The 26948-nt window shown below is 73.0% G+C and carries 24 protein-coding genes and 2 pseudogenes; 15 read left to right on the forward strand and 11 right to left on the reverse strand.

Features of this window, described 5'->3' with window-relative positions; translation table 11 throughout:
- Positions 1-36: 36 nt before the first annotated feature.
- The 3 genes from adh to ABZ340_RS15685 all read left to right on the forward strand — a co-directional run bounded on the left by adh (position 37) and on the right by ABZ340_RS15685 (position 2817).
- The gene (gene adh / locus ABZ340_RS15675) at positions 37-1554 is read left to right on the forward strand and encodes an aldehyde dehydrogenase (RefSeq protein WP_358782325.1); all 1518 of its coding nucleotides are present in this window, start codon (positions 37-39) and stop codon (positions 1552-1554) included.
- Positions 1554-1961 carry a DUF779 domain-containing protein gene (locus ABZ340_RS15680; RefSeq protein WP_358782326.1) on the forward strand — a complete coding sequence of 136 codons (408 nt, stop codon included), beginning with the start codon at positions 1554-1556 and terminating at the stop codon, positions 1959-1961. Before adh ends, ABZ340_RS15680 begins: the two co-directional genes overlap by 1 nt.
- A gap of 277 nt (positions 1962-2238) precedes the next feature.
- Positions 2239-2817 carry a TerB family tellurite resistance protein gene (locus ABZ340_RS15685; protein WP_358782378.1) on the forward strand — a complete coding sequence of 193 codons (579 nt, stop codon included), beginning with the start codon at positions 2239-2241 and terminating at the stop codon, positions 2815-2817.
- A gap of 540 nt (positions 2818-3357) precedes the next feature.
- Here the strand turns inward: ABZ340_RS15685 and ABZ340_RS15690 are convergent.
- Positions 3358-4014, reverse strand: coding sequence for a TetR family transcriptional regulator (locus tag ABZ340_RS15690; RefSeq protein ID WP_358782327.1), 657 nt, complete (start codon positions 4012-4014; stop codon positions 3358-3360).
- Between the two features lie 152 nt (positions 4015-4166).
- Between ABZ340_RS15690 and ABZ340_RS15695 the strand changes: the two genes are divergently transcribed.
- On the forward strand, positions 4167-4952 hold the full coding sequence (locus tag ABZ340_RS15695) for an SDR family oxidoreductase (RefSeq protein WP_358782328.1): 786 nt from the start codon (positions 4167-4169) through the stop codon (positions 4950-4952).
- 64 nt (positions 4953-5016) lie between these two features.
- Here the strand turns inward: ABZ340_RS15695 and ABZ340_RS15700 are convergent, their stop codons facing one another.
- The 3 genes from ABZ340_RS15700 to ABZ340_RS15710 form a co-directional block, all read right to left on the reverse strand.
- On the reverse strand, positions 5017-5634 hold the full coding sequence (locus tag ABZ340_RS15700) for a DinB family protein (protein ID WP_358782329.1): 618 nt from the start codon (positions 5632-5634) through the stop codon (positions 5017-5019).
- Between the two features lie 127 nt (positions 5635-5761).
- Positions 5762-6928 carry a hypothetical protein gene (locus tag ABZ340_RS15705; RefSeq protein ID WP_358782330.1) on the reverse strand — a complete coding sequence of 389 codons (1167 nt, stop codon included), beginning with the start codon at positions 6926-6928 and terminating at the stop codon, positions 5762-5764.
- A 126-nt stretch (positions 6929-7054) separates the two neighbouring features.
- Positions 7055-7621, reverse strand: a complete 567-nt coding sequence (locus tag ABZ340_RS15710) for a heme-binding protein (RefSeq protein WP_358782331.1) — start codon at positions 7619-7621, stop codon at positions 7055-7057.
- A 391-nt stretch (positions 7622-8012) separates the two neighbouring features.
- On the opposite strand from ABZ340_RS15710, the pseudogene ABZ340_RS15715 reads away from it, so the two are divergent.
- From ABZ340_RS15715 to ABZ340_RS15730, 4 genes and pseudogenes are all read left to right on the forward strand, one after another.
- Positions 8013-9444 (forward strand): annotated as a pseudogene (locus ABZ340_RS15715) (amidohydrolase).
- 168 nt (positions 9445-9612) lie between these two features.
- Positions 9613-10272 (forward strand): GntR family transcriptional regulator, encoded by a 660-nt coding sequence (locus tag ABZ340_RS15720; RefSeq protein ID WP_358782332.1) that lies wholly within the window; start codon positions 9613-9615, stop codon positions 10270-10272.
- A 965-nt stretch (positions 10273-11237) separates the two neighbouring features.
- Positions 11238-12719: an NCS1 family nucleobase:cation symporter-1 gene (locus tag ABZ340_RS15725; protein WP_358782333.1), complete on the forward strand. Its 1482-nt coding sequence runs from the start codon at positions 11238-11240 to the stop codon at positions 12717-12719.
- Between the two features lie 23 nt (positions 12720-12742).
- Positions 12743-13468, forward strand: a complete 726-nt coding sequence (locus ABZ340_RS15730; RefSeq protein WP_358782334.1) for an aspartate/glutamate racemase family protein — start codon at positions 12743-12745, stop codon at positions 13466-13468.
- A 171-nt stretch (positions 13469-13639) separates the two neighbouring features.
- On the opposite strand, the gene ABZ340_RS15735 is transcribed toward ABZ340_RS15730, so the two are convergent.
- The 3 genes from ABZ340_RS15735 to ABZ340_RS15745 all read right to left on the reverse strand — a co-directional run bounded on the left by ABZ340_RS15735 (position 13640) and on the right by ABZ340_RS15745 (position 17557).
- Entirely contained in the window at positions 13640-14092 is a 453-nt protein-coding gene (locus tag ABZ340_RS15735; protein WP_358782335.1) for an MmpS family transport accessory protein, read from the reverse strand.
- A 164-nt stretch (positions 14093-14256) separates the two neighbouring features.
- A complete protein-coding gene (locus tag ABZ340_RS15740) occupies positions 14257-15660 on the reverse strand; it encodes a cytochrome P450 (RefSeq protein WP_358782336.1) in 1404 nt (467 codons plus the stop codon).
- Between the two features lie 862 nt (positions 15661-16522).
- Entirely contained in the window at positions 16523-17557 is a 1035-nt protein-coding gene (locus ABZ340_RS15745; protein WP_358782337.1) for a phytase, read from the reverse strand.
- Between the two features lie 239 nt (positions 17558-17796).
- Here ABZ340_RS15745 and ABZ340_RS15750 point away from each other — a divergent pair, with 239 nt between their 5' ends.
- Complete coding sequence (locus tag ABZ340_RS15750) at positions 17797-19197, forward strand: erythromycin esterase family protein (protein WP_358782338.1); 1401 nt, start codon at positions 17797-17799, stop codon at positions 19195-19197.
- Here the strand turns inward: ABZ340_RS15750 and ABZ340_RS15755 are convergent.
- From ABZ340_RS15755 to ABZ340_RS15770, 4 genes and pseudogenes are all read right to left on the reverse strand, one after another.
- Positions 19169-20452, reverse strand: coding sequence for a serine hydrolase domain-containing protein (locus ABZ340_RS15755; protein WP_358782339.1), 1284 nt, complete (start codon positions 20450-20452; stop codon positions 19169-19171). The genes ABZ340_RS15750 and ABZ340_RS15755 overlap by 29 nt on opposite strands.
- Before the next feature lie 90 nt (positions 20453-20542).
- Positions 20543-20887 (reverse strand): hypothetical protein, encoded by a 345-nt coding sequence (locus tag ABZ340_RS15760; protein WP_358782340.1) that lies wholly within the window; start codon positions 20885-20887, stop codon positions 20543-20545.
- Positions 20888-20944: 57 nt separating this feature from the next.
- Positions 20945-21721 (reverse strand): MFS transporter, encoded by a 777-nt coding sequence (locus ABZ340_RS15765; protein WP_358782341.1) that lies wholly within the window; start codon positions 21719-21721, stop codon positions 20945-20947.
- Between the two features lie 74 nt (positions 21722-21795).
- Positions 21796-22461: pseudogene (locus tag ABZ340_RS15770) on the reverse strand (MFS transporter); the annotation flags it as partial.
- Between the two features lie 71 nt (positions 22462-22532).
- Here ABZ340_RS15770 and ABZ340_RS15775 point away from each other — a divergent pair.
- The 6 genes from ABZ340_RS15775 to ABZ340_RS15800 all read left to right on the forward strand — a co-directional run bounded on the left by ABZ340_RS15775 (position 22533) and on the right by ABZ340_RS15800 (position 26942).
- Entirely contained in the window at positions 22533-22790 is a 258-nt protein-coding gene (locus ABZ340_RS15775) for an AsnC family protein (RefSeq protein ID WP_358782342.1), read from the forward strand.
- 3 nt (positions 22791-22793) lie between these two features.
- Positions 22794-23090 carry a hypothetical protein gene (locus tag ABZ340_RS15780; protein ID WP_358782343.1) on the forward strand — a complete coding sequence of 99 codons (297 nt, stop codon included), beginning with the start codon at positions 22794-22796 and terminating at the stop codon, positions 23088-23090.
- Between the two features lie 100 nt (positions 23091-23190).
- Positions 23191-23820 carry a DUF998 domain-containing protein gene (locus ABZ340_RS15785; RefSeq protein WP_358782344.1) on the forward strand — a complete coding sequence of 210 codons (630 nt, stop codon included), beginning with the start codon at positions 23191-23193 and terminating at the stop codon, positions 23818-23820.
- Between the two features lie 514 nt (positions 23821-24334).
- Entirely contained in the window at positions 24335-25150 is an 816-nt protein-coding gene (locus ABZ340_RS15790) for a hypothetical protein (RefSeq protein WP_358782345.1), read from the forward strand.
- 58 nt (positions 25151-25208) lie between these two features.
- Positions 25209-26516, forward strand: a complete 1308-nt coding sequence (locus ABZ340_RS15795; protein WP_358782346.1) for a hypothetical protein — start codon at positions 25209-25211, stop codon at positions 26514-26516.
- Positions 26517-26543: 27 nt separating this feature from the next.
- Entirely contained in the window at positions 26544-26942 is a 399-nt protein-coding gene (locus ABZ340_RS15800; RefSeq protein WP_358782347.1) for a hypothetical protein, read from the forward strand.
- The last annotated feature ends 6 nt before the right edge of the window (positions 26943-26948 follow it).

Below are 26948 nucleotides of genomic sequence, written 5' to 3' on the forward strand. Positions count from 1 at the left end.
TACCACCGCACCCGCCATCCTCCGAGGAGAGCAGCCATGGTGTACGCGCAGCCCGGGACCGACGGCGGCATCGTCGAATTCGCCCGCCGCTACGACAACTTCATCGGCGGGGACTGGGTCGCCCCCGCCGAGGGCCGCTACTTCGGCAACCCGTCGCCGGTGACCGGCGAGGTCTTCTGCGAGGTCGCCCGTTCCTCCGCCCCCGACGTCGAACGCGCGCTGGACGCCGCCCACGCCGCCGCTCCCCGGTGGGGCCGCACGTCCGCCGCCGAGCGCGCCCGGGTGCTGAACCGCGTCGCGGACCGGATCGAGGAGAACCTCGAGAAGATCGCCGTGGCCGAGACCTGGGAGAACGGCAAACCCGTACGCGAGACCCTGGCCGCCGACATCCCGCTCGCCGTGGACCACTTCCGCTACTTCGCGGGCGTGGTGCGCGGACAGGAGGGCAGTGTCGCCGAGATCGACGCGGACACGGTTGCCTACCACTTCCACGAGCCGCTGGGCGTGGTCGGCCAGATCATCCCGTGGAACTTCCCCGTCCTGATGGCCGCGTGGAAGCTCGCCCCCGCCCTCGCCGCGGGCAACTGCGTGGTCATCAAGCCCGCCGAGCAGACCCCGGCCAGCCTGCTGCTGGTGATCGACCTGATCGCCGACCTGCTCCCGCCGGGCGTGGTCAACGTCGTCAACGGCTTCGGCGTGGAGGCCGGCAAGCCCCTCGCCTCCAGCCCGCGCGTCGCCAAGGTGGCCTTCACCGGCGAGACCACGACCGGCCGCCTGATCATGCAGTACGCGAGCGAGAACATCATCCCCGTCACGCTGGAACTGGGCGGCAAGAGCCCGAACATCTTCCTGCCGGACGTGGCCGCCGCCGACGACGACTTCCTGGACAAGGCGGTCGAGGGCTTCGTGATGTTCGCGCTGAACCAGGGCGAGGTGTGCACCTGCCCCTCCCGCGCCCTGGTCCACTCCTCGATCTACGACGACTTCATGGCGCGCTGCGTCGCCCGCACCGAGGCCATCACCGGCGGGAACCCGCTCGACCCGGCCACCATGATCGGGGCGCAGGCGAGCAACGACCAGTACGAGAAGATCCTCTCCTACATCGACATCGGCCGGAAGGAGGGCGCCGAACTCCTCACCGGCGGCAGCCCGCGCACGGTCGACGGCCTCGACGGCGGCTACTACATCGAGCCGACCATCTTCCGGGGCACCAACGACATGCGGATCTTCCAGGAGGAGATCTTCGGCCCGGTCGTGTCCGTGACGACGTACGACTCGGTGGACGAGGCCGTCGAGATCGCCAACGACACGCTGTACGGCCTCGGCGCCGGCGTGTGGACCCGGGATGGGAACACCGCCTACCGGCTCGGCCGCGCGATCAAGGCCGGACGGGTGTGGACCAACTGCTACCACGCCTACCCGGCGCACGCGGCCTTCGGCGGCTACAAGAAGTCCGGCATCGGCCGCGAGACCCACAAGATGATGCTGGACCACTACCAGCAGACGAAGAACCTGCTGGTGAGCTACGCGCCGCAGAAGCTCGGGTTCTTCTGATGGCCGCGCGGGTGACGCGAGTGGAGCTGACCGGGGCCGCCGAGGAACTGGTACGCGACCTGACGCGACGGCACGGGCCGGTGATGTTCCACCAGTCGGGCGGCTGCTGCGACGGCAGCGCGCCCATGTGCTACCCGCGCGGCGAGTTCCGGGTCGGCGGCTCGGACGTCCTGCTCGGCCGTGTCGCCGGTGACACGCCGTTCTGGATGAGCGCCGACCAGTACGCCCGCTGGCGGCACACCCGTCTCACCGTCGACGTGGTCCCGGGCCGGGGCGGCGGCTTCTCCCTCGAAGCTCCCGACGGCGTGCGCTTCCTGCTCCGCTCACGGCTGCTCACCGCTGAGGAACGGCAGCGGGTGGACGCGGAGCCGCCGTTGCCGACGGGGGCCGGTCGGGAGACCGGCTGACCGGAAGACCGGCTGTCCGGAAGACCGGCTTACCGGGAGATCGGCTCACCGGGAGATCGGCTCACCGGGAGACCGGCTGTCCGGGTGACCGGCTGACCGCGCGGTGCCGCGGAGCGGCCGGTGGCGGCAGGGAAAGGGGCGGGCGCGGGGCAGGGCGCCCGCCCTTTCCCCGCGTACGGGAACCATGCCGCTGTGACGGCCGTTCACTCAAGGGACCGCGAACAGCGGGACGACGACCGAGTCCGGACGGACAGCGGCAGAAGCAGAGGTGGCGTCAGTGGCGATGTGGGACCGGCTCAAGGACCAGGCCAAGAACCTTCAGCAGGCCCAGAGCGCCCGGGCAGGAGGGGGGCACGGCGCCGCCGGTCCGGGACCCGGCGGCGGGCACGGCCGGGGACCGGCCGCCTCCACGGGCTCCAAGGCCCAGTTGATCGGACTGCTGAAGTCCCAGCTCGCCTCGGCCCGGACCGAGCTCAAGAGCGGTGCCTACCGGGACGCCAGCATGGCGATGTGCGCCCTGGTCGCCGCGGCGGACGGATCGGTGGAGCCGGCGGAGCGGCAGCGCGTGGAGGAGCTCATCGTCTCCAACGAGGTCCTGCGGAACTTCCCGGCCGAGCAGCTCCGGCAGAGGTTCAGCCGGCACATCGACCGGCTCCTCGCCGACTTCCCCACGGGCAGGGCCGAGGCGCTGCAGGAGATCGCCAAGGCGGCCAAGAAGCCGGTGGAGGCCCGCGCGGTCGTCCAGACCGGCATCGTCGTCGCCGGCGCCGACGGGTACTTCGAGCCCTCGGAGCAGGCCGCGGTCCGCGACGCCTGCGCCGCCCTCGGCCTGTCGCCCGCGGAGTTCGGCGTCTGAGCCACCGTTCACGGCACACGCGCCGCGGCCACGGTCCGCACCGCCCGCCCGGCGCGTCCCTGAAGGCCGGGCGGCGCACTGCCGGGCACGCAGGGAGAGGCTGAGCGTGCCGGTGCGGCCGGACGGCGCGTGAGGGAGCGTCCGCCGGTGCCCGGCCCGAGGTGGGCCCGGGGCCGATCGCACCGCCGCTGCCGGCACGGCCCTGACGCCGGTCCGTCCGGCACGCGGACCGCCGCAGGACGCACCGGCCGACGGGCGGCTGCCGCGTGCCGCCCGTCTGCTCGGTTACCGTGTGCCGCCCGCCCGGCTGCTGTGTGCTGCCCGTCCGGCTGCGTGCCGTCCGCCTGGCTGTCGCGTGCCGCCTGCCCGGCGGCGGGACCGGCCCGGACCGGTGCCGCACACCGCTCCTCGGGCGGCCCGGTCTCGCCGGTCTCCGCAGGTCTTTGCCGTCCTCCGCGGCTCCCCGCCCCCTCCCCCCGCCGGTCTCCCGTCAGTGGCCCGGAGCGGTCGCCATCGGCGGGAGCGAGGCGGCGGCAGGATTCAGCGGCCGTGCGTCACCAGGCGCAGGCCGCCCGTCAGTTCGCGCAGGCACCGCACCACCAGCCGCGCCGGGGAGTCCTCCTCGGCGGCCTTTTCGCCCGTGACCGCCCACGTCTCCAGCGCCACCCGGATCGCATCGGTCGCCGCGGCGGCGACCAGCCGCACCTCCAGCGGGTCGGCGTCCGGCCCCGCCAGACGTGCCACCACCGGCACCAGCTTCTCCTCGGACTCCTGGTTGACCCGGTACCACACGGCCCGCAGGGCCGGATCGTCCTGGGCCGCCCGCAGCAGCCCCCGTGTCCACCGCAGCCCCTCGCCGGCCACGTCGTCCGGTGTGGACAGGGAAGCGACGGCCGCCGACTCCAGAGCCTGCGAGAGGCCGGTGCCGGGACCCGCCTCGGCGAGCAGCGCGCGCCAGCGGTCCCCACCGGACGACAGCAGCGGCCCGACCGCGTCCTGCTTGCTGCGGAAGTACCGGTAGAAGGTCCGCAGCGCCACCCCGGCCCGGCCCGCGATCTCCTCGGCGGTCGTCCCGTCGGGTCCCTTCATGGCGAACAGCTCCGCCGCCGCCCGCGCGATGTCGAGCTGGGTCGCGGCCTTGCGGCGCTCGGTCAGGGAGGGCGAGGCGGCGGTGCGGGACCTGTGGGGCTGGCTCATGAGGGGAAGCCTACGCGGCACGGGCAGATGTAGGCACGAAATGCCGAAATGGCAAAACGTGCCACTTGGGCGTACCGTGAACGTCGAGCGGCCCGCCGGCTGCCGTGCCCGCACCCCGAGGCCGGGCTTCCACGCACCACCAGGGAGACGAAATGAACCGCTACGAAGGCCGCCGCGCGCTGATCACCGGCGGCGGTTCGGGCATCGGCCAGGCCACCGTGCTGCGCCTGCTGGCGGAGGGCGGCAGCGTCGTCGCGGCCGACGTCAGCGAGGCCGGACTGAAGGACACCGTCGCCCGGGCCGGTGCCGGCGCCGAGCGCCTGACCACGGTCGTCGTGGACATCGCCGACGAGGCGTCCGTCCGCCGGGCCGTCGCCGCCGCCCTCGCGGCCCTCGGCGGCCTGGACGTCCTGGTCAACGCGGCCGGCATCCTGCGCTCCTCGCACACCCACGAGACGTCCCTCGCCGACTTCACCAAGGTGATCTCGGTCAACCTGACCGGCACGTTCCTGATGATCCGCGAGGCGATACCGGCGCTCCTGCGGGGCACTGCCCCGGCCGTCGTGAACTTCAGCTCGACGTCCGCGATGTTCGCCCACCCCTACATGGCGGCGTACGCGGCGAGCAAGGGCGGCATCCAGTCGATGACGCACGCGCTGGCCGCCGAGTACAGCAAGCAGGGCATCCGGTTCACCGCCGTGCAGCCCGGTTCCATCTCCTCCGGCATGACGGACGGCTCCGGGCAGAGCCGGCAGAGCCAGGGGCCCGGCCTGCCCGAGGACACCGACTGGAGCCTGTTCGCGAAGCTGTCGCCCGCGCTCGGGGAAGGGTTCGCCGGGCCGGAGGCCGTGGCCGGTGTGGTCGCCATGCTCGCCTCGGAGGACGGCAGGTTCATCACCGGCACCGAGATCCGGATCGACGGCGGAACCCACTTCTGAGGCGGAACCCGCTTCCGCGGGCGCCGCGCCGCACGCCCCCGCCGGGGCACCGCCGGCGGGAAGGTCAGTGCCGTCGTGCGCGGTACAGGTCGCGCAGGAGGGCGATCTCGGCCCCGTGGTGCAGCAGCTCCTGGTTGACCCACCACACGATGCCGGCGAACGGTTCCTCCGGGTCGCTGCCGTGGGGGTAGGTGCAGTACCCGACGGTGTCGAGCGCGGCGTCGTCGACGCCGAGCAGCGCCTCGCGCCAGGCCGCGGCGCCGGTGTCGAAGGCGGCGACCGCGTCGGCGGCGTTCCCGCTCACCGGGCAGTCGTCCCGGGTCAGCGCGTGGCTGCCGGCGGTGTGGTCGGCGCGCAGGACCAGCATCTCGCCGAGGTGGCTCAGACGCCACGCGAGGGTGGTGAAGGGCGGCGGCCAGGGGTGCGGATACGGCGCGGCGTCGCGCCCCCAGTCACCGGCACCGGCCAGGAGAGTCGCCCGCGGCCCCGGCCCGTCCGCACGCCGTCGTACGGACCAGCAGTCCGGCACCGGCTCCCAGAAGTACTCGTCGTCGGTCAGGGGAGCGACCTGGATCTCCGTCCCGTCGCCGCTGTCCACGACGGGCCCTGCCAGGCGTTCGACGAGCCGTCGGCGGGCGAAGTCGAACTGTTCGAGCAAGGGGGCCAGGCGGGGTGGGATCACCGGAGACTCCTGTGGCGGGGCGGGCCGGTCGGCCGGGGGCGGAGGAACGGTCCGCCGGTCCGTCACCCTGTCACATCCGCCGTCCTCCGCGCGCCTTGTTTTCTCCGGGACGTCCCCGGAGCGGAGATCACAGCACCACCACGCCCAGCGGGCGGTCGCCCACGGCGAGGCGTGTCACCCCGGCCGTCTCCAGGTCGACGACGCTGATGCCGTCCCAGTGGCCGTCGCGGGTGAAGCCGCCCGTGACGTAGGCGGTGCGGCCGTCGGCCGACAGGGCGACCGACTCGTGCGGCCCGTCCAGCGGGATGATCCGCTCCCGCCCGCCGGGGGCGCGGACGGTCAGGGACGGACCCTCGTCCTCGGACGGGTCGATCGGGCCGGTGCCGACCACGTACAGGGTGCCGTCCCGGCCGACCGCCACCCCGTGCTGGTGGGTGTCGGCGGTCATGCGCTCGATACGGACCCGGCCGGTGCCGGGGTCGACCACGGCCAGGCGTTCGCCCTCGAACGGGAGCAGGAGAGCGCCGTCGGACGGGCGTACGGCGGTGTAGTGCGGCTTGAGCCAGGAGCCGAGGCCGCCCTCGGTGCCGTACGGGGCCACCTCGATACGGCGGGCCGACCGGTCGGCGGTGTCGACGACCGTGACGTCGAAGGAGTCGTGGCCGGTGACGTAGACGTGGCGGCCGTCGGGGGAGACGTCGACATCGAAGGGGCGGCGCCCGACCGGCACCGTCCCGGTCACCTCCCGTTTCCCGGCGTCGATCACCTCCAGTGCGCCCCGGCCGCCGGGGACGTTCACTCCGACGTAGACCCGGCCGCCGTCCGGGGAGAGCGCGATGCCCATGCCGCCGCCCCGGTACTCCCCGGTCGTCACCGGGCCCGTGTCCGTCGTGTACGGGATCAGCGCGGTGCGCTCCCGGGCGCGGGTGTCGACGACGGCGACCCCTTCGGCCGTCGCCACCCAGGCTGTGCCGTCGTCGCCGACCGCGATCCCGTACGGCGCCGTACCGGCCTCCACCGAGCCGAGACCGGCCGCGTCACCGCGCCGGGCGGGGTCGACGAAGGTGACCGTGTCGGCGCCGAAGTCCGTGACCAGCAGGGCCCCTTCGGGCAGGCGCGCCGTACCCGGGGGCCGCTGCGAGGCGCTCGTGTCCTGCGGGGACGGCGTGGGGCCCGGTGCGGCCGGGGTGCCGTCGCCGCCCGCGCATCCGGCCAGGGTCAGGGCCAGCACCGCGGTCAGTGCGGTGGACCACGCCGTGAGGACCGTGGCCCCGGAGCGGATACCGCTCGTCATCGTCTGCTCTCCGTTCGCTCTCCACTGCATCGGACCGGGCATCGCGACGGCACCGGCGCGCCGCCCCGTGTCCGGCCGCCGCCCGCCGGGGAGGGCGACGGCCGGGGAGCGCACCGAGCGGTGGGGTCAGCGGCTGATCGCCGCGACCCCGGCCCGGGCGAACTTCTCGTCCAGGTCGCCGGACGGGGCACCGGCGACGCCGATGCCCGCGATCGGCGCGTTGCCGTACGCCACCGGGGCGCCGCCCGCGAGGAAGAGCGTGTTCGGGATGTCCTTCAGGTTCGGGGCGTTCTCCAGCCGCTTGGCCAGCTCGGACGTGGGCGCGTTCCAGGAGACGGAGGTGTACGCCTTCCGGATGGCGGACTCGTACGACTGCGGGCCGGCACCGTCACCGCGCAGGGTCACGACGGTGTTGCCGTTGCGGTCCACGACCGCGACCGTCACACGCTGCCCTTCCTTCTCGGCGGCGTCCAGCGCGGCCCGGGCGGCGTCGGTGGCGGCGTCCACGGTGAGGTGGTTGCTGGTGGTCGTGGTCTTGGCCTTCAGCGCGGCCGGGGCCACGGCCGGGGCGGCGGCCTGGGTGTCGGCGGAGGCGGAGACCGCGCCGAAGACCCCGGCGCCGACCGCCGCGACGGCCGCGGTGGAGGCGACGACCTTGGCGCGGGTGGAGAACTTCTTGGCCTTGTGCTGCATGGGCGGGCAACTCCCTGTCGTCTTGCGTCTCTCGCGTGTCTCACGTCGGAGGCACAGCGCTCCGTGCGCTGTGCCTCCAGCCTCCGCCCGCATCCCCCGCGGACCCGTCGGCGTACCGGCTGGTCCCGGCGCGCGGGACGGCTGACGGCTCTGTCGTCCGATCGGATGACCCCGGTGCCGCATCCCGGTGCGCGGCGTCCACGAGTGTCAAGAAAAACGGAATACCATTTTTGGGTGGTGGAAAGCTCTCTGTCCGCTCTTGGGGCGGGAAAACAGGAAGTGAGTCACTGCCCCTTACGAGAGTCCGGCACTTTGGTATACAAAAACTTCAGCCTCGCCGTGCCTCGCGCCGACGCCTCCCACCGATCCCACCAGCCCTCCAGGAGCCGCCATGTGTCTCGCGCCCACCCCGCCCCCTGCGAACCGGATCACGCGACGCGGCGTGCTGGCCGGTGCCGCCGTCCTGGCGGGCACCGCGGCCGCACTCTCCGCCGCGGGCCCCGCGGCGGCCGCACGCCCGCCGGGGCGCCGCACGGGACGCCGCCCCGGCGGGCGATCTGGTGATCGAGGGCGGCACGCTGCTCGACCCGGCGACGGGCGAGGTGACCGAGGACGCGGTCGTCGTGATCCGCTCGGGAAAGGTGCACAGTGCCGGGCCGCGCCGCAGGGGCGGCATCCCCGCGAGCGTCCCCCGCCTCGACGCGCACGGCCGCAGGGCGCTCAGGTCGTGGACGGCGGCGGACGCATCGCCCTGCCGTCCCTGGTCGACGCGCACATCCACCCCGACAAGACGACGTGGGGCGGTCCCTGGGTCCCCCGCAGGCCCGCCGCCACGATCACCGACTTCGCCGCCCAGGACGTGGAACTGTTCCACGGCCAGCGGCGCCCCGTCGCGGAACGGGCGTACGGACTGATGGCGCACGCCGTCAACCCGGGGCACCCGGGCGATGAGAGCGCACGTGGACGTCGCCCCGGCCTACGGCATGGCCGGCGTGGAGGGCGTCGCCGACGCGCGCGAGCGGCCGGCGCACGCTCTGGACGTGCAGATCGTCGCCTTCCCCCAGCACGGCGTCGTCCGCGCACCGGGGACGGCCGCCCTGCTCACGGAAGCCGCGCGCAGCGGCGCCGTGGACATCGCCGGAGGCATCGACCCGATCGGTTTCGACGGTGCCATGGAAGAGCAGCTCGACCTGGTCTTCGGTCTCGCGGACCGCTACGGCACCGGAGTGGACATCCATCTGCACGACACGGACGCCAAGGGCCTGACCGTGCCGCGCGCCATCGTCGACCGCACCCGGGCGCTGTCCCTGCACGGCAAGGTCACCGTCAGCCACGTCTTCTGCCTGCCCGGCCTGTCCGACGGCGAACTCGCCTCATTCGCGGACGTCTTGGCCGAACTGGGCATCTCCCTGACGGCCGTGGCGCCGAGCCGGCCCCTCGTCCTGCCCGTGGACAAGCTGCGCGCCCACGGGGTCGTGGTCGGCCTCGGCTCCGACGGAGTACGCGATGCCTGGAGCCCCTTCGGCAACGCCGGCATGGTGCACCGCGCGCACCTGCTGGGCTGGGTGACGGACGTCCGGCTCGGCGAAGAACTCGCCGCCTGCTACGAGGCCGCCGCCCACGGCGGTTCCGGCGTGATGAGCCTGCCGCGGTCCGACCTCACCCCGGGCAGCCCGGCCGATTTCGTCCTTGTGCAGGGCGAGTGCCTGCCCCAGGTCGTCGTCGGCATGCCTCCCCGCGACATGGTGGTGCGCGGCGGCACCGTCGTGGCCCGCCACGGCCGGCTCGTCCCCGGCGCCTCCCGGGCGGCCGGCGCGTCCTGAGCGGGCCGGCCCGGAGCGCGGGCCCTCGGGCCACCGGCCGGCGCGGGGACCTCCCGCCGTCGGCCGGTGCGCAACGGGCGTTCGCTAAGGTCGCTGTGCCGGGGAGTTCCGCGGCACAACGGCACCGCGCCCCGTCGTGCCGCGGGTCTGGACGAGAGAAGGACGACGATGACTGCCTCTGGGGACTTCACCCCCGAGTCGGAGCGGGTGACGCGCCAGTTGCGCGACGAGATTCTCGACGGCGTGCGCCGGCCGGGCAGCCGGCTGGTCGAACGGGAGCTGGCCGAGCACCTGGGCGTGAGCCGGCTTCCCGTCCGGGACGCCCTCAAGGCGCTCGTGGCCGAAGGGCTCGTGACACCCCGGCCCCGCACCTGGGCGGTGGTCCGGGAATTCACCCCCACCGATGTCGCCGACCTCGACGAAGTCCGCTCGGCCCTGGAAACCCTGTCCTTCCGGCTCGCCGCGCAGCGGCACACCCGCGCCGGCCTGGAGAAGCTGCGGGCCGACCTGGACGCGGAGCTGGCGGCGGCGCGCGCCGGCGACGCGGTGGCCGCCCGCCGGGCGGCGGCCGACTTCCACCAGACGGTCACCTCCCTGGCGGCCAACGAGCTCCTGAGCGAACTCGAACGCGTCCTGCGCAGCCGGATGCGGTGGCTCCTGGGCCAGCACGACGACCTGCTGGGCATCGCGCTGGAGCACGAGGCCCTCTACCGGGCCATCGCGGAACGCGATGTGGAAGGCGTCGAGGCGCTGGTACGGAAACACCTGGCGACCAGCCGCAGCGCGGTCATGAGGCACCGGCAGCAGAGCCGGGCTCAGAGCCTCTGACGGAACGCGGGGTGACCGTGGGCCCGTGGGCCGGGGCGCCTCGGTCGCTCTGACAGGAGGAAACGAGACCTCCGGCCGCGGGCACGACCGCTGCCGCCACCAGGTCCGGGCGAAGGGCGTCGGACGCGCCATCGCGCGCCAGGGGACCGAGCACGGTCCCGGCCCCGGGAAGACGGCCCGGCGGCACCGCAGGCCGAGACCGAGGCGCGGCACCGGGTTCATCGCCCGACACCACCCGGATCAACGCCTCTGCCGACGGCGCCTCCATCGGACCTCTTCAACCTGCCGCCCACTTGGTATACCATCTCGGCCAAGCGGTCGGATGATCCTGTGAGGTGCCTGGAAAGCCGAAGAGTCCTCCCGTCGTCGCGGCCTCGGCGTGCACCACGGCCTTGGCCGGAGTGCCGATTCCAGCGCCCGGCGCAGGGTGGCGGCAGGTGAGGAATCCGAACGGGCAGGGGAAAGGGATCCGCACGCTTTTCCGTCGGAAACTCCACCCTGCGATTTCGGGCGAGGTGCGCCTCCGCGGAGTTTCCGCCCCGGATTCCCCGGGGCGGCGGAGGGGCAGGATTTCCGTGCCGCCGTTCCCTTCGAGTGGCGCGCTCGGCGGCGCGCGACATACTCGCTCGGGAACCTCGCCGCCGGAGTTTCCTGCGGCCCGGACGAATGTTTTCGACGGCCGCCGGGCAGGCTGGACCGGGTGGCTCCCCATCGGCTGGAATCGATGTTTCGCTCTTTCCTCGCGGGGTATCCGGCCGTTCGCCGCCAAGGCCGGCGGCAAGTGCTGCTTCCACGGTGTCACCACGCTGTTTCCGCACTTCATCCACGTCCCTGGCGGGACTTCCAACTCGTCACCGCGCACCCCTTGACGGTGCTGTAGGCGAAAACTACGTTCTCTTCAGCGGAAGTTAACTTCCATTTCGTGGAATCCCCTGAAGTTCCCGCCTCCCCCTCCCGGAGCCCTCATGACTGCCGTGGATGACCGGTCGTCCGTGGAAACCAGCAATTCCGCCAGTTCCGGCCTGTACACGTACGATCTCGCCCCGACGAAGAAAGAAGGACGCCGCTGGGGTGCCTACAACGTCTTCACGCTCTGGGCCAACGACGTACACAGTCTGGGAAACTATGCGTTCGCCATCGGCCTCTTCGCGCTGGGGCTCAACGTATGGGGCATCCTGACGGCCTTCGCACTCGCCTCCGTCCTTCTTTTCCTCCTGCTGACCCTGTCCGGCTTCATGGGGTACAAGACGGGTGTTCCTTTTCCCGTCATGAGCCGTGTCGCGTTCGGCGTCAACGGGGCGAAAGTACCGGCCGGCGTCCGCGGCATCGTCGCCATCGCCTGGTTCGGTATCCAGACCTACCTCGCCGCCTCCGTGCTCGGCACCCTCCTCGTGGCGATGTTCCCGGAGCTGGGCCGCCTGGACACCGGCTCCCTGCTCGGCCAGTCGACGCTCGACTGGATCACCTTCATGACCCTGTGGGGCCTCCAGGTGCTCATCGTCAGCTACGGCATGCAGATGATCCGGCGGTACATGGCCTTCGCCGCACCCACCACCCTGATCACCATGTGCGCCCTCGCGGCCTGGATGTTCTTCCGCGCGGACGGCTCCATCTCCCTGTCCGTCGACGACCCGTTCACCGGCGGCGAGATGTGGCTGCAGATCTTCCAGGCCGCCGCGCTGTGGGTGGTGATCTACGGGACGTTCGTCCTCAACTTCTGCGACTTCACCCGCTCCGCCAAAAGCCGCGCCTCCATCGTCCGCGGCAACGTCATCGGCATCCCGGTGAACATGCTCTTCTTCGCCGTCATCGTGGCCGTCCTCAGCGGGGCCCAGTTCAAACTGGACGGCCAGGTCATCACCAGCCCCACGGACATCGTCCGGACCATCCCCAACATGGCCCTGCTGGCCACGGCCTCACTCGCGCTCATCGCCCTGACGGTGGCCGTGAACCTGCTGGCCAACTTCGTGGCCCCGATCTACGCCCTGGTCGACCTCTTCCCCCGCCGGCTGAACTTCCGCCGCGCCGGCCTGGTGAGCGCGGTCCTCGGGCTCGTCATCACGCCCTGGAACCTCTACAACAGCCCGGTCGTGGTCAACTACTTCCTCGGCGGGCTCGGCGCCCTGCTCGGACCCCTCTTCGGCGTGATCATGGCGGACTACTGGCTGCTGCGGAAGTCCCGGGTGAACGTCCTCGACCTCTACACCGAGGACGCGCAGGGGGAGTACCACTACCGCCGCGGCTGCAACCCGCGGGCCGTCGCCGCCTTCGTCCCCAGCGCGGCGATCGCCGTCGTCGTGGCCCTCGTGCCCGCCTTCCACGCCGCGGCCGGCTTCTCCTGGTTCGTCGGCGCCCTCCTGGCCGCCGCGCTGTACACGGTCATCGCCGACCGCACCGTGCCGATGCGGGACGTGGACGGCGAGTCCATCGCCGTCGCCGCGGAATGACCCATCCAGCAGAAAGCAGAGCCATGCGCATCCTCGTCGTCAACGTCAACACCACGCAGTCCATGACCGACTCGATCGGCGAGCAGGCGGCCGGCGCCGCGTCGCCGGGCACCGAGATCGTCCCCCTCACCCCGCCCTTCGGCGCGGAATCCGTCGAGGGCAACTACGAGAGCTACCTCGCCGCCGTCGCCGTGATGGAGGCCGTCCGCACCCACCCGGAACCGTTCGACGCCGTCATCCAGGCCGGGTACGGCGAACACGGCCGGGAAGGGCTCCAGGAACTGCTCGACGTCCCGGTCGTCGACATCACCGAGGCCGCCGCGAGCACCGCCCGGTTCCTCGGCCGCAGCTACTCCGTCGTCACGACCCTCGACCGCACGGTCCCGCTGATCGAGGAGCGCCTTCACACGGCCGGGCTGAGCGCACGCTGCGCCTCGGTCCGCGCCAGCGGACTCCCCGTCCTCGCGCTGGAGCAGAACGAGGAAGCGGCCGTGGACGCCATCGCCGAACAGGCCGTACGGGCCGTCCGGGAGGACCGGGCGGAGGTCGTCTGCCTGGGCTGCGGGGGCATGTCGGGCCTTGCCGAACGCGTGGGAGAACGTACCGGGGTGCCCGTCGTCGACGGGGTGACCGCCGCCGTCACGATCGCCGAGTCCCTCGTCCGCCTCGGGCTGTCCACGTCCAAGGTGCGCACCTACGCGCCACCGCGGCCCAAGCGGATCCTCAACTGGCCCGTGCAGGCCGGCTGACGCGGCGGACACCGGGAACCGGCGCGTCGCCCGGGTGCCGGACGCAGACGCGCCCCGCACGCGCTCCCGGCCGGCACCGCACCGTCGCACCGGCCCCGGCGAAGGGGACGATGCGAACGGCGGAGCGTGGTGCGGGCGCCGGCCGGCCGATGCGCCGCCCGCACGTCCGGATCAGCCGACGATCGGCGAGACGGCGACGCAGCCGGCGACCTGGACCGCGCCCGCGCCGGACTTCTCGGCGATGGCCTTGCCCTTGTACACGATCTTGCAGGAGAGCTTTCCGGAGTCGTCGGTGAGGTCCACGGCCACCGGCATGACGGTCGGCGCCTCGATGCCGCGCAGCGTCACCGTCTTCTTCCACGGCAGCGTGGGGTTCTGCACCGACTCCAGCTTGGGATCGGCCGCGTCGCCACCGCCCGCGTTGTACTCGATCGAGTCGACCTTGTCGCCGGTCACCTCGTACGTGACCTGGTACTCCTCGCTGATCTGCTTGTCGACCTCCTTGTTCACCTCTTCCTCGACCTGCTTGGTGGCCTCGTCGGCGATGTCGGAGCAGGCGCCGAGGCCGAGGACGAGGCCGCTCGCGACGAGCGCGGAGGCGACGGAGCGGCTGATGCGGTTCATTCGGGACGACCCCCCAGGTCACGCGGACTGTGCATGCACAGACAACAGTAAAGACTGGGTCAAGTCAACGTGTTGTCAAGTGGTGGGGAACCCCTGGCCGGGGCGTTCCCGGCCGGCCGCGGAGACCGCACGGTCCGGGCGCGGCCGGGAAGCCGTTCCCCGGGTCAGCCCACCGTGGGCGTGACGGCGCGGCCGGCCGCCTCCTTCCGGGGCCGTACGGTCATCAGCAGAGTCCGGGGACGTACCGTGGCCCGGGCCACCGGGCGCACGGACTGCCCCCGCAGGCCGAGCCGTACCCGGCGGACGATCGTCGCGACGGCGGTGACCAGTTCGGTCAGCGCGAACCGGTCGCCGATGCACTTGTGCTTGCCCGCGCCGAAGGGGAGGAACGCCCCGGAGGGAGGCGGCTGTTCGCTGTCCAGCCAGCGGTCGGGGTCGAAGACCTCCGGGCGGGGGAACAGGGCGGGGTCGCGGTGGAGGGCGTGCTGGCAGTACGCGAGTTCGGTGCCGGCGGGCAGGGTCCAGGGGCCGAGGCGCGTGTCGGTGACGGCCCGCCGGGTGACGAGCCAGCCGGTGTGGTGCAGCCGCAGCGTCTCGTCGATGACACGCCGCAGGTACGGGAGCCGGGTGACGTCCTCGAAGGCGACCGGCCTGTCGCCCAGGACCTCGTCGAGTTCGGCCAGGACGCGCGCCTCGATCCCGGGGTGGCGGGCGAGTTCGTACAGGATCCAGGAGAGGACGGAGGCGGTGGTCTCGGTGCCGGCCACGGCCAGGGTGAGGATCTCGGAGCAGATCTGGTGCCCGGTCAGCGGCCGGCCCGTCTTCTCGTCCGTGGCGCGCAGCAGCAGGGAGAGCATGTCGCCGGTGTCGTGCCCGGAGGCCTGGAGCTCGTCGACGGCCCGCTGGATGGTGGCGCGTACCGCGTTCCGGGCCCGGTCGAAGCGGCGGTTGACGGGCAGGGGCAGCTTCTCGGCCCAGTCGGGCAGCATGATGCGGGCGCCGACGCCGTTCATCACGACCGACAGGTCGCGCCGCAGACGGCGGAAGGTGGCGTCGTCGAGACTGCCGGCGAACACCGTCTTGGCGAGCATGTCGAGGGAGAGTTTGACCATCGCCTCCCGTACGTCGAGGGTCTGGCCGGGTCTCCAGCCGTCGACGGCCGCGGTGACCTCGTCGCGCATGATGTCGACGTAGCGGGCGATCTCCGCGCGGGCGAAGGCGGGCTGGAGCTGGCGGCGTTTGCGGACGTGGTCCTGCCCGGCGGCGGTGACGACGGAGTCGCCGAGCAATTGGCCCATCTTCTCGAAGAAACGGCCCTTGTCCAGGCCGGGACCGAGGTCGACGAGCATGGTGCGGATGAGCTCGGGGTCCTGGACGATGACGGTGCGGGTGCCCGGCTGGAGGGTGATCTCGACCAGCGGGCCGTAGTCGCGCCTCAGCGAGGCGATGAAGCCGAGGTTGTCGCGCATGAGCTGTACCGCGTGGCCCAGCAGCGGAAGCGATCCCGCGGCCCTGGGTATGGGGGGAGGCGCTACGAGCGTCACGAGGGCTCCCTTCGAATCGATCATGGGCGCCCTATGGCTTCCCTGGTCTTTCCCCCGCGTAATCCGGCGGGGAGCGTGGTCTGCGCCACGGTGCTCCCCGCCGGAGACCGGCGCCCGGCGGCCCGGCGGCCGGATCGGAAACCGGCGGTCCGAAGGCCGGACCGGGCCGGTGCCCGTGACGCGTGAGGCACCGGTCTCGGACGTGGCCGCCCCCGGGACGCCGTGCGAGGAAGACGCATCCCGGGCCCGGCCGGGCGCGTCGCGAACGCCCTCCACCAGGAACCCCGGGCGGCCGGATCCGCCTCGGTCTCCTGCCGTTCCCGGAAACGCGGCGTCGCATCCGGGAACGGCACCTGCCCGTCCGCGGCGGACTCTCAGATCCAGCGCGCGCTCACCACCGGGTTCGGCCCGGGCCATGCCGATGGACACCCGGGCGGGACCGGTGCCGCCGGCCTCGATCCCGGGTGCGGCCGGCGGGAGCGCGAAGACGCCTGTCCCGCAGCCGATGTCCAGCAGGCGAGCCGCGGATGCCGGAAGCACGCGTCGGCCACGCGGCCGGAGCGTATGCGGAGCCGGCCCGGACGCCACCCCTTCGCGCTGCGGGCACGGTGAGGGCCCGGTACGAGCGGTCCGTCGACGCCGGCGGCGGACTCCCGCCGGGAACGGCAGCGGCCCCGGCCGCAACCGTCACCGTCCGCAACCGTCACCGTCCGCGGGAACACCGTGGGACGCGCTTTCGGGTGGGGCCGTCGGCCGCCGGCCTGTGCCGCACGGGGTACGGGCGGGACGCCGAGCCGTCTCGTCGAGTGGTGGCCTGCCGGCCGGCGAGGACAAGGGCTCGCGGAGGGGCGGCTCCCCCCTTTCCCGCGGGCGTGGGCGGCCCCGTTCAGCCCAGGGCGGCGGTGATCCGCTGGAGCGGGACGAACTTGAAGTTCTGGTTGCCGCTGCTGCCGGGCGTCGAGTTCGCGCCGTCCTGGCACACGAACATGCCCTGCGGGAAGGCGGTGCCGAGGGCCGACGCGGTGGCGTCGATGCCGTCGGTGTCCTCGCAGTCGTCGGCCGCCGTGCCGTTCACCACCGAGAACCGGCCGAGATAGGCGCCGGAGGAGCGGTCGTAGGCGGTGTAGTCGTCGCTGCCCTGCGAGGAGACGAACAGGTGGTCGCCGGCCGCGGTGATGCCCTCGACGTCGGCGGTGAGGTGCCCGGCGGATCCGGTGGTGTCGAGCCGAGTGCGGGTGGTGCCCGCGGACGGCTCGGCGCCGTACACCCAGACGCCGGTGTCCTCCTCGCCGAGGTACAGCTTGCCGGTGCGCTCGTCGGCGTAGCAGCCCTCGACCGCGCCGCCCGCGTCGAACAGCCGGACCGAGGTGGCCTTGACGGTGTCGCCGCTGACCGCGATCTCCCATTGCTCCAGGCGGCCGGAGGTGGAGTTGGGGTAGGCGTAGAGCTTGCCCGTGGACGGCGACCGGTACATGCAGACACCGTGGGCGGTGACCTCGGTGGGGACGTCCGCCAGGTGCTCGAGCTGCCGCGTGGAGGGGTCGATGCGGTAGACGTGCAGGGCGCCGTCGCCGCCCTCCGCCTCGTCGTCCGCGGAGACGACGATGTCGCCGCGCAGGTCGACGTTGTTGCCGTGGTCGCCGCCGATGCGCTGCAGACGGGCGCCGGAGAGGTCGTAGACCTCCAGGGCGCCCTGCTTGTCGGTGCCGATGACCACGGACCGGGCGGGGTCGTCCGGGTCGACCCAGATCGCCGGGTCGTCGGCGGCGTCGCCGCCGTGCCCGACGGGCGTCGTCTCCACGGTCGCCGTGACGTCGAAGTCGGCGGCGGCCAGAGCGGGCGACGTGGCCTGGGTGAGCAGCGCCGCGGCGGCGACGGCCGCGGCGACGCCGATGCGGGCGGCGGATCTGGCTACGGGCACGGGGGTCTCCTTCCGGGTGATGCCCCTGTGACGATGGTGATGATCGATCAAGGGCAGGGCGAACCTAGAAGGCCCCGACGACGATGCGATGAACCACAACTGAACGCGTGGAGCGAGGAGTTCACCGAACCGGTAGGCGGCCCGCGCCTCCGTACGGACCTGAGCATGCCGTAGGCCGAACGGATGAATCTCAGGGCCGGGCCCGGCGTGGCTGCCGTCCTTCGGGAAGAGGTGCGGGTATGCCGATCCTGCGTCCGCGCCCGTCGCCGGTCCTCGTCCTGCTGTCGTCCGTCGTCACGCTTGCCCTCACGGCACTCGCGGCCCCCGCGGACTCCGGGGCACCGGACGAGCGGATCGTGCCGGTCCTGGAACACGCCGCGCACCCCCTGCGCGCGACCGGGCCCGGCGCGGACCCGAGCGATCTGCACCCGGTCGGCGAGGCCGTCGGGGAGGCGTCGGTGGTGGGGATGGGCGAGGCCACGCACGGCTCCCACGAGTTCCTCACCACGAAGCACCGGGTCTTCCGGTACCTGGTGCGGCAGCGGGGTTTCCGCACCTTCGCCCTGGAGACGGCGTGGAGCACGGCCGCCCGCCTCGACGCCTACGTCCTGCGCGGCGAGGGGGACCCGCGGCGCATCATGCGGGAGGAGTTCCACTACACCTACGCGCTCCACAACGCCGCCGAATATCTGGCGCTGGTGGAGTGGATGCGCGCCCACAACCGCCGGCACCCGCAGGACCCGGTCCGGTTCATGGGGGACGACTACGGCTACACCGGACCGGAGACGTACGACCGGGTGACCGACTGGGTCGCCAGGACCCACCCGGAGCTCTCCCCGCGCTTCGACGAGCTGTACCGGGGGCTGCGGCCGACCACTCCCTCCGGCGTCCACCAGCGGACGTACCTGACCCGGCCGCCGGCCGAGCGGCAGGAGATGGCCTCCCGGACCGCGCGCGCCCTGGCCCTGCTGACCTCGCTCGCGCCACGCGGCGGGACCGGCCGGGAGGCGTTCGCCTGGGTGCTGCGCCACGCCACGGTGATCGACCAGACGGCCAAGGGGTACTCCTTCGACTTCGAGGACCCCCGGCAGGTCGCCGAGGCCATGCGGTACCGGGACGAAGCCATGGCGGACAACGTCGTCTGGTGGCGTGAGCACACCGGGCACAAGATCCTGCTCTCGGGCCACAACAACCACGTCGGCTACGAGCCCGAGGACCCGCAGGTCCTTCCCCGGACACAGGGGGCGTACCTGCGCGACCGGCTCGGCGGCCGTTACGTGAGCCTCGGGTTCACGTTCGGGCGGGGCTCGTTCAAGGCCACCGATCCGCAGGAGCGGGAGATGCTCACCCACACGGTCGGGCCGCTGGGACCCGGCAGCAACGAGCACGTCCTGGACCAAGTGCGCCACGACCGCTACTTCCTGGACCTGCGGACCGTGCCGGACGCGGCCCGCCGCTGGCTGGCCACGGCCCGCCCCATGCGCAGCGTCGGCACCTCCTATCCGGAGGACCGGGAGACGTACGACATCGCGCCGGCCCGCTCGTACGACCTCCTGATCCATCTGTCCCGGGTGCGCGCCGCCGACCTGCTGCCCTCCGTCCCGGGCGCGGTCAGCGCCCGCACAGCGCCCGGTCGATGAGCCCTTGCAGGGCCTTCTCGACGACGAGGAGCTGCCGGTCGTCGGTGGTCCTGCCGTTGACCGTGACGACGACGGAGCGCCGTCCGCCGTCGGTGAAGCCCGTCCTGACGAAGGTGCCCTCGAGGTCGCCGTGGTGGCCCCAGCGGCTGCCGCCGCACGGCAGGGGCTGCCGCATCAGACCCAGGCCGTACTGCATCCCGGGCGTGAACTGCTCGTGCTCCTCGTTGACGGGGACGGTCGTGCGCATCGCGGCGAGCTGCCGGGGCGGCAGCAGCCTGCCGTCGAGCAGAGCCGTGAAGAACCGGTCCAGGTCGTGCGAGGTGGAGACCAGCGCCCCGGCCGGGCCGGCCCACAGCATGCTGCGGACGGTGGTGTCGGTCCAGCCGCGCTCCCCGGCGAACCGGTGGTAGGTGTGCGCGTGCGGCCTCGGCAGGTACGGATCGCCGCCGGGCAGGCGCGTGCCGGTGAGGCCCAGCGGGCGGACGGTCCGGTCGCGCACCTCCTCGGCCCAGGGGCGTCCCGTGGCCTTCTCGACGATGTGGCCCAGGAGGAAGTAGCCGGTGTTGGAGTAGCTCCAGCGCGGCCTCGGGTCACCGGGGGCGGCGGGCGGGAACTTTGGGGGGTGCCGCAGAGCGGCGGCGACGATCCGGCGGGGATCGACGGAAAGGAACCTCCTGCGCTCGAAGGCCGCGGCCGTCTTTCCGGTGAACTCCGTGGTGTCGTAGTCGTACAGGCCACTGGTGTGCTGCAAAAGGTGTCTGACGGTGATGCGGCCGCCGTCGTTGCCGTGACCGGTGACCAGGCCGGGAAGCCAGTGCTCCACCGTGTCGTCGAGGGACAGCCGTCCTTCGGCGGCCAGCTGCAGCACGGTCACGGCCACGAACGACTTCGTGACGCTCGCGGCCCGGAACCGCGCACCGTCCGGCACCGGCCGGCCGGTGCCCAGGGCGGCCTCGCCCGCGCCGGCCGCGACGGTGCGCCGCCCGTCCCGCACCTGTACGTGCAGGCCCACCGCCCGCGTCGTCGCCAGCGCGGCCGCCGCCTCCCGCCGCAACCGCTCCGGTGTGAGGGCCGGGGCGGCGGGGTCCCGCGGGTCCGGTGAGCGGAGGGGGCGGGCCGTCCCCGCGGGAGTACCGCCCGCGGGCGGGTGCGGGATCAGGCCCGGCGCCAGGGCCAGGGCGGCCAGGGACAGGGACAGGAGCGGCGTGAGGAGCGCTGCCGGGCGGTGCCGGCGGCGCGGCATGCTGGGTCTCATTCCTCATCCCTAACCCGCCGGGACCGGTACCGGCGGCGGGCTCACCGCGCACCGGGTTCCGGTCACCGGGTCTGCCCAGCCGCCGGCCGGCTACGCGGTGGGGGCCGCGAGCCGCCGCGCCGCCATCTCCGCGAGCACGGCGGCGCCCCTCGGCGGCGCGGCGTCGTCGAAGACCGAGTACGGGGAATGGTTGAACGGCGCCGTCGCCTCGCCCACGTCCGCCGGGCGGGCGGACAGGCCGAGCTGGACGCCGGGCGCCACCGCCGTGACCCGGGAGAAGTCCTCCGACGCCATGATCGGGTGCTCGGCGGTGAACCAGCCGTCCCGCCCGTACAGGTCCTCGACGACCCGGCGGCCCAGCGCGGTCGGTTCGGGGGCGAGCGCCTCGGCGCGGTCGCGGAACGAGGGCGGGGGTGTGGTCGGCCGGGCCGGCATGGCGGACTTCCTTTCCAGTGGTGCGTGCGCGAAGAGTCGAGGGAGGCCGGGACCGGGTCAGTCCGCGGTGCGCCGCCGCGCGAACAGCACGAGCCCCGCCGCGGCCAGGCCCGGCACCGCACACGCCAGCCACACCACGCGGTAGGCCCCGGCCGACGGCAGCGGCGAGCCGGCGAGCAGCACACTACTGCTGAGCACCACGGCGAACAGGCCGCCGGCGATGCCGCCCGCCAGGGTGCGCAGGGTGTCGTAGACGCCCGCCGCGATCCCGGCCCGGTCGGCGGGCGCGCGCTCGGCGACCAGCGAGGGGAAGCCGCCGGACATCAGGCCCACGCCGCACCCGACGAGGGTGACGGTCACCGCGAACGACGCGGGGCCGCCGTGCGCGACGCACAGCGCCCCGTACCCGACGGCGAGCAGCGCCGCACCCGTGGCGATGGTGCGGTGCGGCCCGGCGCGCGCGGCGAGCCGGGAGTGCAGCGCGGCGCCGGTCACCGAGGCGATCTGGCTGGGCAGCGTGATCAGCGCGATGCCGGTGGTGTCCAGGCCGAAGCCGTACCCCGTCCGCTCCGGGTCCGCCGCCAGGAACGTCGAGTCGGGGGACTGGGAGCCGGACAGGGAGATCGCGAACAGCATCGCCGTGAGCTGCACCGGCCACATCGAGCGGTCCCCGATGACCCGCAGATCCACCGCCGGCTGCTCGGTGCGCAGCTCCCACCACGCCCACGCCGCCAGGACGACGGCCCCGCCGAGCAGACAGCCGAGGACGGCCGGCGAACCCCGGCCCGGCTTCGCCGTCTGCGACAGCCCGTACTGGAGCAGCAGCAGCGCCACCGCGAGGCCCGCGAACCGGCCGCGTCGATGCGCCGCGCGGCCCGCACGGACGTCTCCGGGATCAGGAACACCGCGCAGCCCAGCGCCGGCGCGGCGAGCACCGCCAGGACGAGCAGGGCCGGACGCACCCCGCCGAGCAGGTCCTCGGCCGGACCCGCGAGCAGCGAACCGAGCGCGACACCACCGGTCGGACAGCCGACGAGCAGCCCGATGGCCCGCCGGCCCGTCTCGCCCTGCACCTTGTCCCGCGTGATGGCGGTCTCCAGCGGCAGCCACGCCGACAACGGCCCGGTCGACAACCGCCCCAGCAGCAGGAGTTCGTACGACGGAGCCCACGCCTCCAGCAGCGAGCCGAGCACCACCACCGCGAGCGCCAGGCGCAGCATCCGCCGGTGCCCGTACGTGTCACCAAGCTTGGTCAGCACCGGCACGCACACCGCCGCGGCGAGCAGCTGAAGACTCGTCACCAGCGCGATGTCTCCCGTCGGCACATGGTGCAGCGAGGCGATCGACGGCAGCAGCGGCGGCACGAAACCCTGGAAGACGCCGCTGGTCAGCTCGACGAAGGCCATGAAACCGACGACGGCACCGATACGGGCCGGGGCGGCACCCGGCCCGGTGGCCGCCTTCGCCGGCGGCGGGGACACGGTCATACGGGCCCCTGGACATGCGCGGACGAGGGGGTGAACGGAGGACGACACGGCGGTGGGACACCGGGAGTGCGGACCACCGTGCGTCATGTCCCCGCAACCCGCGCCGATCCGGCCGATATCCGTCACCTGGTACGTCGCCCTCGACGGAATCCGTCACCGTGTCCGAGACCGATCTTCAGCTGCTGCACGCACCGCAGATCAGCCCGCGCGTTCCGTGGAACGTGCTCGGCGACGTCCTCGGCATCAGCCCCACCACCGCCGCACGGCGCTGGGCACGGCTGTCGGCCGACGGCCGCGCCTCGTACGCGGCGCTCGCCGCCGCCGTCAGCGAGCCCACGCTGCGCCGGCTGCGCCGGCTCCTCGGCACCGGGCGGGTCGCCGTCCGCTGCGATGTCGCCTGGGAGGCGGCAGGCTGACCGGTGCCGGTCTTCCTCGCCCTGCGCGTCCCCGCCGCCCTGCGCGTCCCCGCCGCCCGGCTCGACGAGACCGCCCGCGCGCCGGCCGCCCGGCCCGAGACCCGCCTGGTCGCCACCTGCGTCGGCGAGGCCGACCTGACCGTCCCGGCGTGGCTGCCGTCCCTGGCGGACGTGCACCCCTTCGCGACGATGCCGGCCGAGCGGCTCCCCGGCGTACGCGTGGTGCGCCGGCTCACGGGCCTGCGGGCGGTCAAGCGGATGGGCCGGCTCCTGGGCGAACGAGGCCGCGCAGTGCGGTGACCGGCGGCCGCGCCCGCCGCCGGGACCCCCGGCGCCTTCGGCACGCGGCGCACCCGGGTGTATGCGCCGGAGGCGGAAAGAGGCGCTTTATGGTCGTCCGATGCAGCTTGTTCCCAGATGGGTCCTGCTCTCGTCGGGGTGCGCGCCCGTCCTGCTCATCGGCGGCTGGACGACCGCGGCGTCGCTGGAAGGGCCGGACTACGACCCTCTCACCCAGACGATCAGCGTCCTGGCGGCGTACGGAACACCGGGCTTCTGGGTGATGACCGGGGCGCTGCTCGCTCTGGGCGCCTGCCACCTGCTGACCGCCTGGGGGCTGCGGGCGGCCGCGACCGCCGGACGCGTGACCCTGGGCGCCGGCGGCGTGGCGACGTGGATGGTGGCCCTGCTCCCCGCGCCGAGCAGCGGAGGTTCCCTGCGCCATGGAACAGTGGCCGCAGTCGGGTTCGCCCTCCTGGCGGTGTGGCCGGTGCTGGCCTCCTCCGGCGGCGCCGCCCCGTGGGCCCTGCGGCCCGCGACCTCCTTCACGGCGACCGCCCTGATGGCCCTCGGCGGGGCATGGTTCCTGATCGAGATGCACCGTCACGGTGCCATCGGCGTCGCGGAACGCGTCGTCACCACCGTCCAGTCCGTATGGCCCTTCGTCGTCGCCACCTCCTGCCTCCGCCGTGTCCAGGACAGGGAGCGGCAGACCACCGGCCAGGCGGCGGGGGACCGGCAGCGGCGGTGACCCTTCGAACGGGCCGACCGCGTGCGGCGCCGCACCGCCCCCGCGCACGGCGCCCCCGCGCACGGCGCCCCCGCGCACGGCGCCCCCGCGCACGGCGCCCCCGCGCACGGCGCCCCCGCGCACGGCGCCCCCGCGCACGGCGACCGCGCACACGGCGACCGCGCACACGGCGACCGCGCACACGGCGCCCCCGCGCACGGCGACCGCGCATCACGCGGGCCCTGCCCGGTGGTTGACGGGTGCACCATCGCCCGGCGGCCGGGCCGCCCCCGCGGCCGTCCGGACGGGCGCGGAGCCGAGATGCCGTTCCCCCACCGACGGCGTAGCCTGCGAGGAGAGGCAGGCACCCGCCCCGTGGACCGAAGCGCGAAGCGTCCGGGGCACCTGCCGACGAGCCTCGGAGGCGGCGGCCACCGTCGCCCGGCCGCCCAAGAGGCGTCCCCGGAGCCGTGTCCCGCTCCGCACGCGCGACACGCTCGGCAAACACCCGTGCCCGGCACGTGGAAAGCAGGAAATGAGTGGCTTCGTCGACCGGCTCATGATCAGGTATTTGGATCCGGTCAAAGTGGAGGAGCTTCTGGTGCCGGCCGACGACACCGGACAGTCCCGGCTCAGGGCACTCCTGGCGGCGGTCTACGAGCCGGGCGTCATGGAGGTCCGCTCCACGAGGAAACCCGTGGTGACGGCTCGGCACTACCAAGTACCCGTCACCGTGCCGCTGGCGGTCCGGGGCAGCTGGGAGAAGATACTGCCGGCCCCCGAACAGACACGGGCCGGCCTGGAGATCCCCACCAGCAGACCGGCGCACTGGATCGACCTGTGCCTGGACACCGTCGTGCCGGTGCAGGTGGCGCCGACGGCCGGCGCGCTCGAAGCGATCGGTTCCGAGACCGTCGCCCACGTGTCGGAGGAGGACTTCATCGCGAAGTTCGGCCGTCCCGGACTGGAGGAACTCCTGCGCCTGACCGGCGCGGCCGACTACCAGGAGCTCCAGGCCGACTCGGCACGCCTCTACCGGTTGCACTACACCGAACCGCCGCCGTTCGACCCGGCCGCGCCGTCCCGCAGCTTCCGGCTGAGGATCTCGGTGCTCTTCTTCCCCGACCTCGACCTCGCCGCCGCACTGCGCCGGCTGGTCGGCAGCAGGCAGGCGCTCGACCGGGCGAGCGCCCGGCCCGACACGTACGACGGCGGCGAACTGCTCGCCGCCAGCGCCTGGCTGGCGGTGTTCCCCGCCTCCCCCCGGCAACCGGACCCGGCCGCGCCGACCGAGGACCAAGTGTCCGACCTGCTGGCGGCCGAGGGCTTCGTGGCCGCCTTCGAGGCGTGACCGCCACTGGACGGAACGTACCGCGGCCGAACTTCATACCTCACGGAAGGAGCGGTCGATGCCGGTCAAGTACATCACCGTCGACCCCAGCAGCGACCTGTTCGCGCCCGCCACGAGAGCGTTCGGCGACATCGCCGTCGTCGGAAGAGGCGGCATCGGCACCGAGAAGTCCTCCGCCAAGGACTTCTCGTCACCCGGTGAAGCGGCGACTGCGTACCCGGGCGGCGCGACCACACTCGCGGCCAAGGCCGACGCGGGCAAGAACACCGTCGTCGTCCCGCTGACCGTGCCCCAGGGCACCGCACTGCGCATCGGGACGGACGCCGACGGGGAGGAACGCACGGTGACGAAGGTGACGCCGGCCGAGGCACCCGCCAACGCCTCGGAGCTGACCCTGGACAAGGAGCTGCAGCGGTCGCACGAAGCCGACGCGCCGGTACGCCAGAAGAACACCGAACTCGCACGGGCCATCGGCATCGCGTTCCGGCAGTCGCCCCACCCGACCAGGGTGTGGGGGGTGCAGGTGGACTACGACGACCCGCAGTGGAACGAGGCGCTGAGGAACGAGGTGGCGAAACTCGACGTCCAGATCGTGGTGCTGGCCAACACGCCTCTCAACACCGAGAACAAGCCGGTGATCGACGAACTGGCCGGGCACGTCTCGGCTCCCCAGGGCGACGGCAAGGAACGCATAGGGGTGGCGATGCTGGACCGCTCGCTGAGCGCGGAACAGGCGGTCGCCCTCAACCAGGGAGCGGTGAAGAACGAGCGGATGGTCCTGGTGGCCCACAAGTCCGACGACGACGTGGCGGCGGCCACCGCCGGGGTCATCGCCGGGCACCGGCCGCACATCTCGCTGCTGCTGAAGCCCATCGGCATCTCGATGCCGGACACGTTCTCCGAGTCCGAGATCGACAAGTTCGTGGCCGGACAGGTCAACTGGGTCACCCGGTCCGTGCTGCTGCCGGGCGGCGCCCTGTACCTGGGGGAGGGGCTCACCGCCGACAGCAGCGGCAACAAGGCCTACATCGACACGGTCCGGACACTGGACGACGTCAACTTCCGGATCAAGGCGGCCCTGATCCAGGGCATCGGCAACCTGCGGGTCAGCCGGGTCGGGCTGCGCTCCGTCCAGACACTGGTGGAGTCGGTGCTGGACCCGCTGGTGCTGGGGGAAGTGATCGAGGACTACACCGTGGTCATCCCGCTGCTGACGCTCTTCGACAAGGACGAGGCGACGCTGACCGCGGCGGAGAGACAGCAGATCAAGACGGCCCGGAGCAGCCGGTCGGTCCCCATGAGCGTGGTCGTCGTCTACGCCGGCGCCATCCATCGGCTCACCATCGGCCTCGTCTTCACCGGATGAACAGACGAACAAGGGAGCTGACAGAACATGCCCGGAAAGTGGGACACCCGGCTGGCGGTGATGCGGGGCAGCGATCCCGTGACGCCCATCGACTCGTTCAACCCCACCTTCAACGTCCCGGTCCAGCCGCTGCACTCGCTGGAAGCCGACAACGTGGCCTACGTGGTCCAGCCGAAGGCCTTCACCTTCACCATGGCCGTCAAGGCGATCGGCCCCCCGGTGGCGACGCTCACCGAGATGGCCCTGAAACACACCGCGTTCAACATCACCGTCCAGCAGCAGACCGGTGACGACTGGTCGTTCCAGTCCATCGCCTTCACCGACTGCTACATCACGTCCGCCGCGAGCACCATGGTCGTCGACGGCGTGCCCACCACCACGTTCAACTGCATCTGCCTGCAGACCAGCCCCAGCAACAACGCCTAGCGACGG

Source organism: Streptomyces sp. NPDC006134 (genome assembly GCF_040628835.1).
GTDB lineage: Bacteria > Actinomycetota > Actinomycetes > Streptomycetales > Streptomycetaceae > Streptomyces.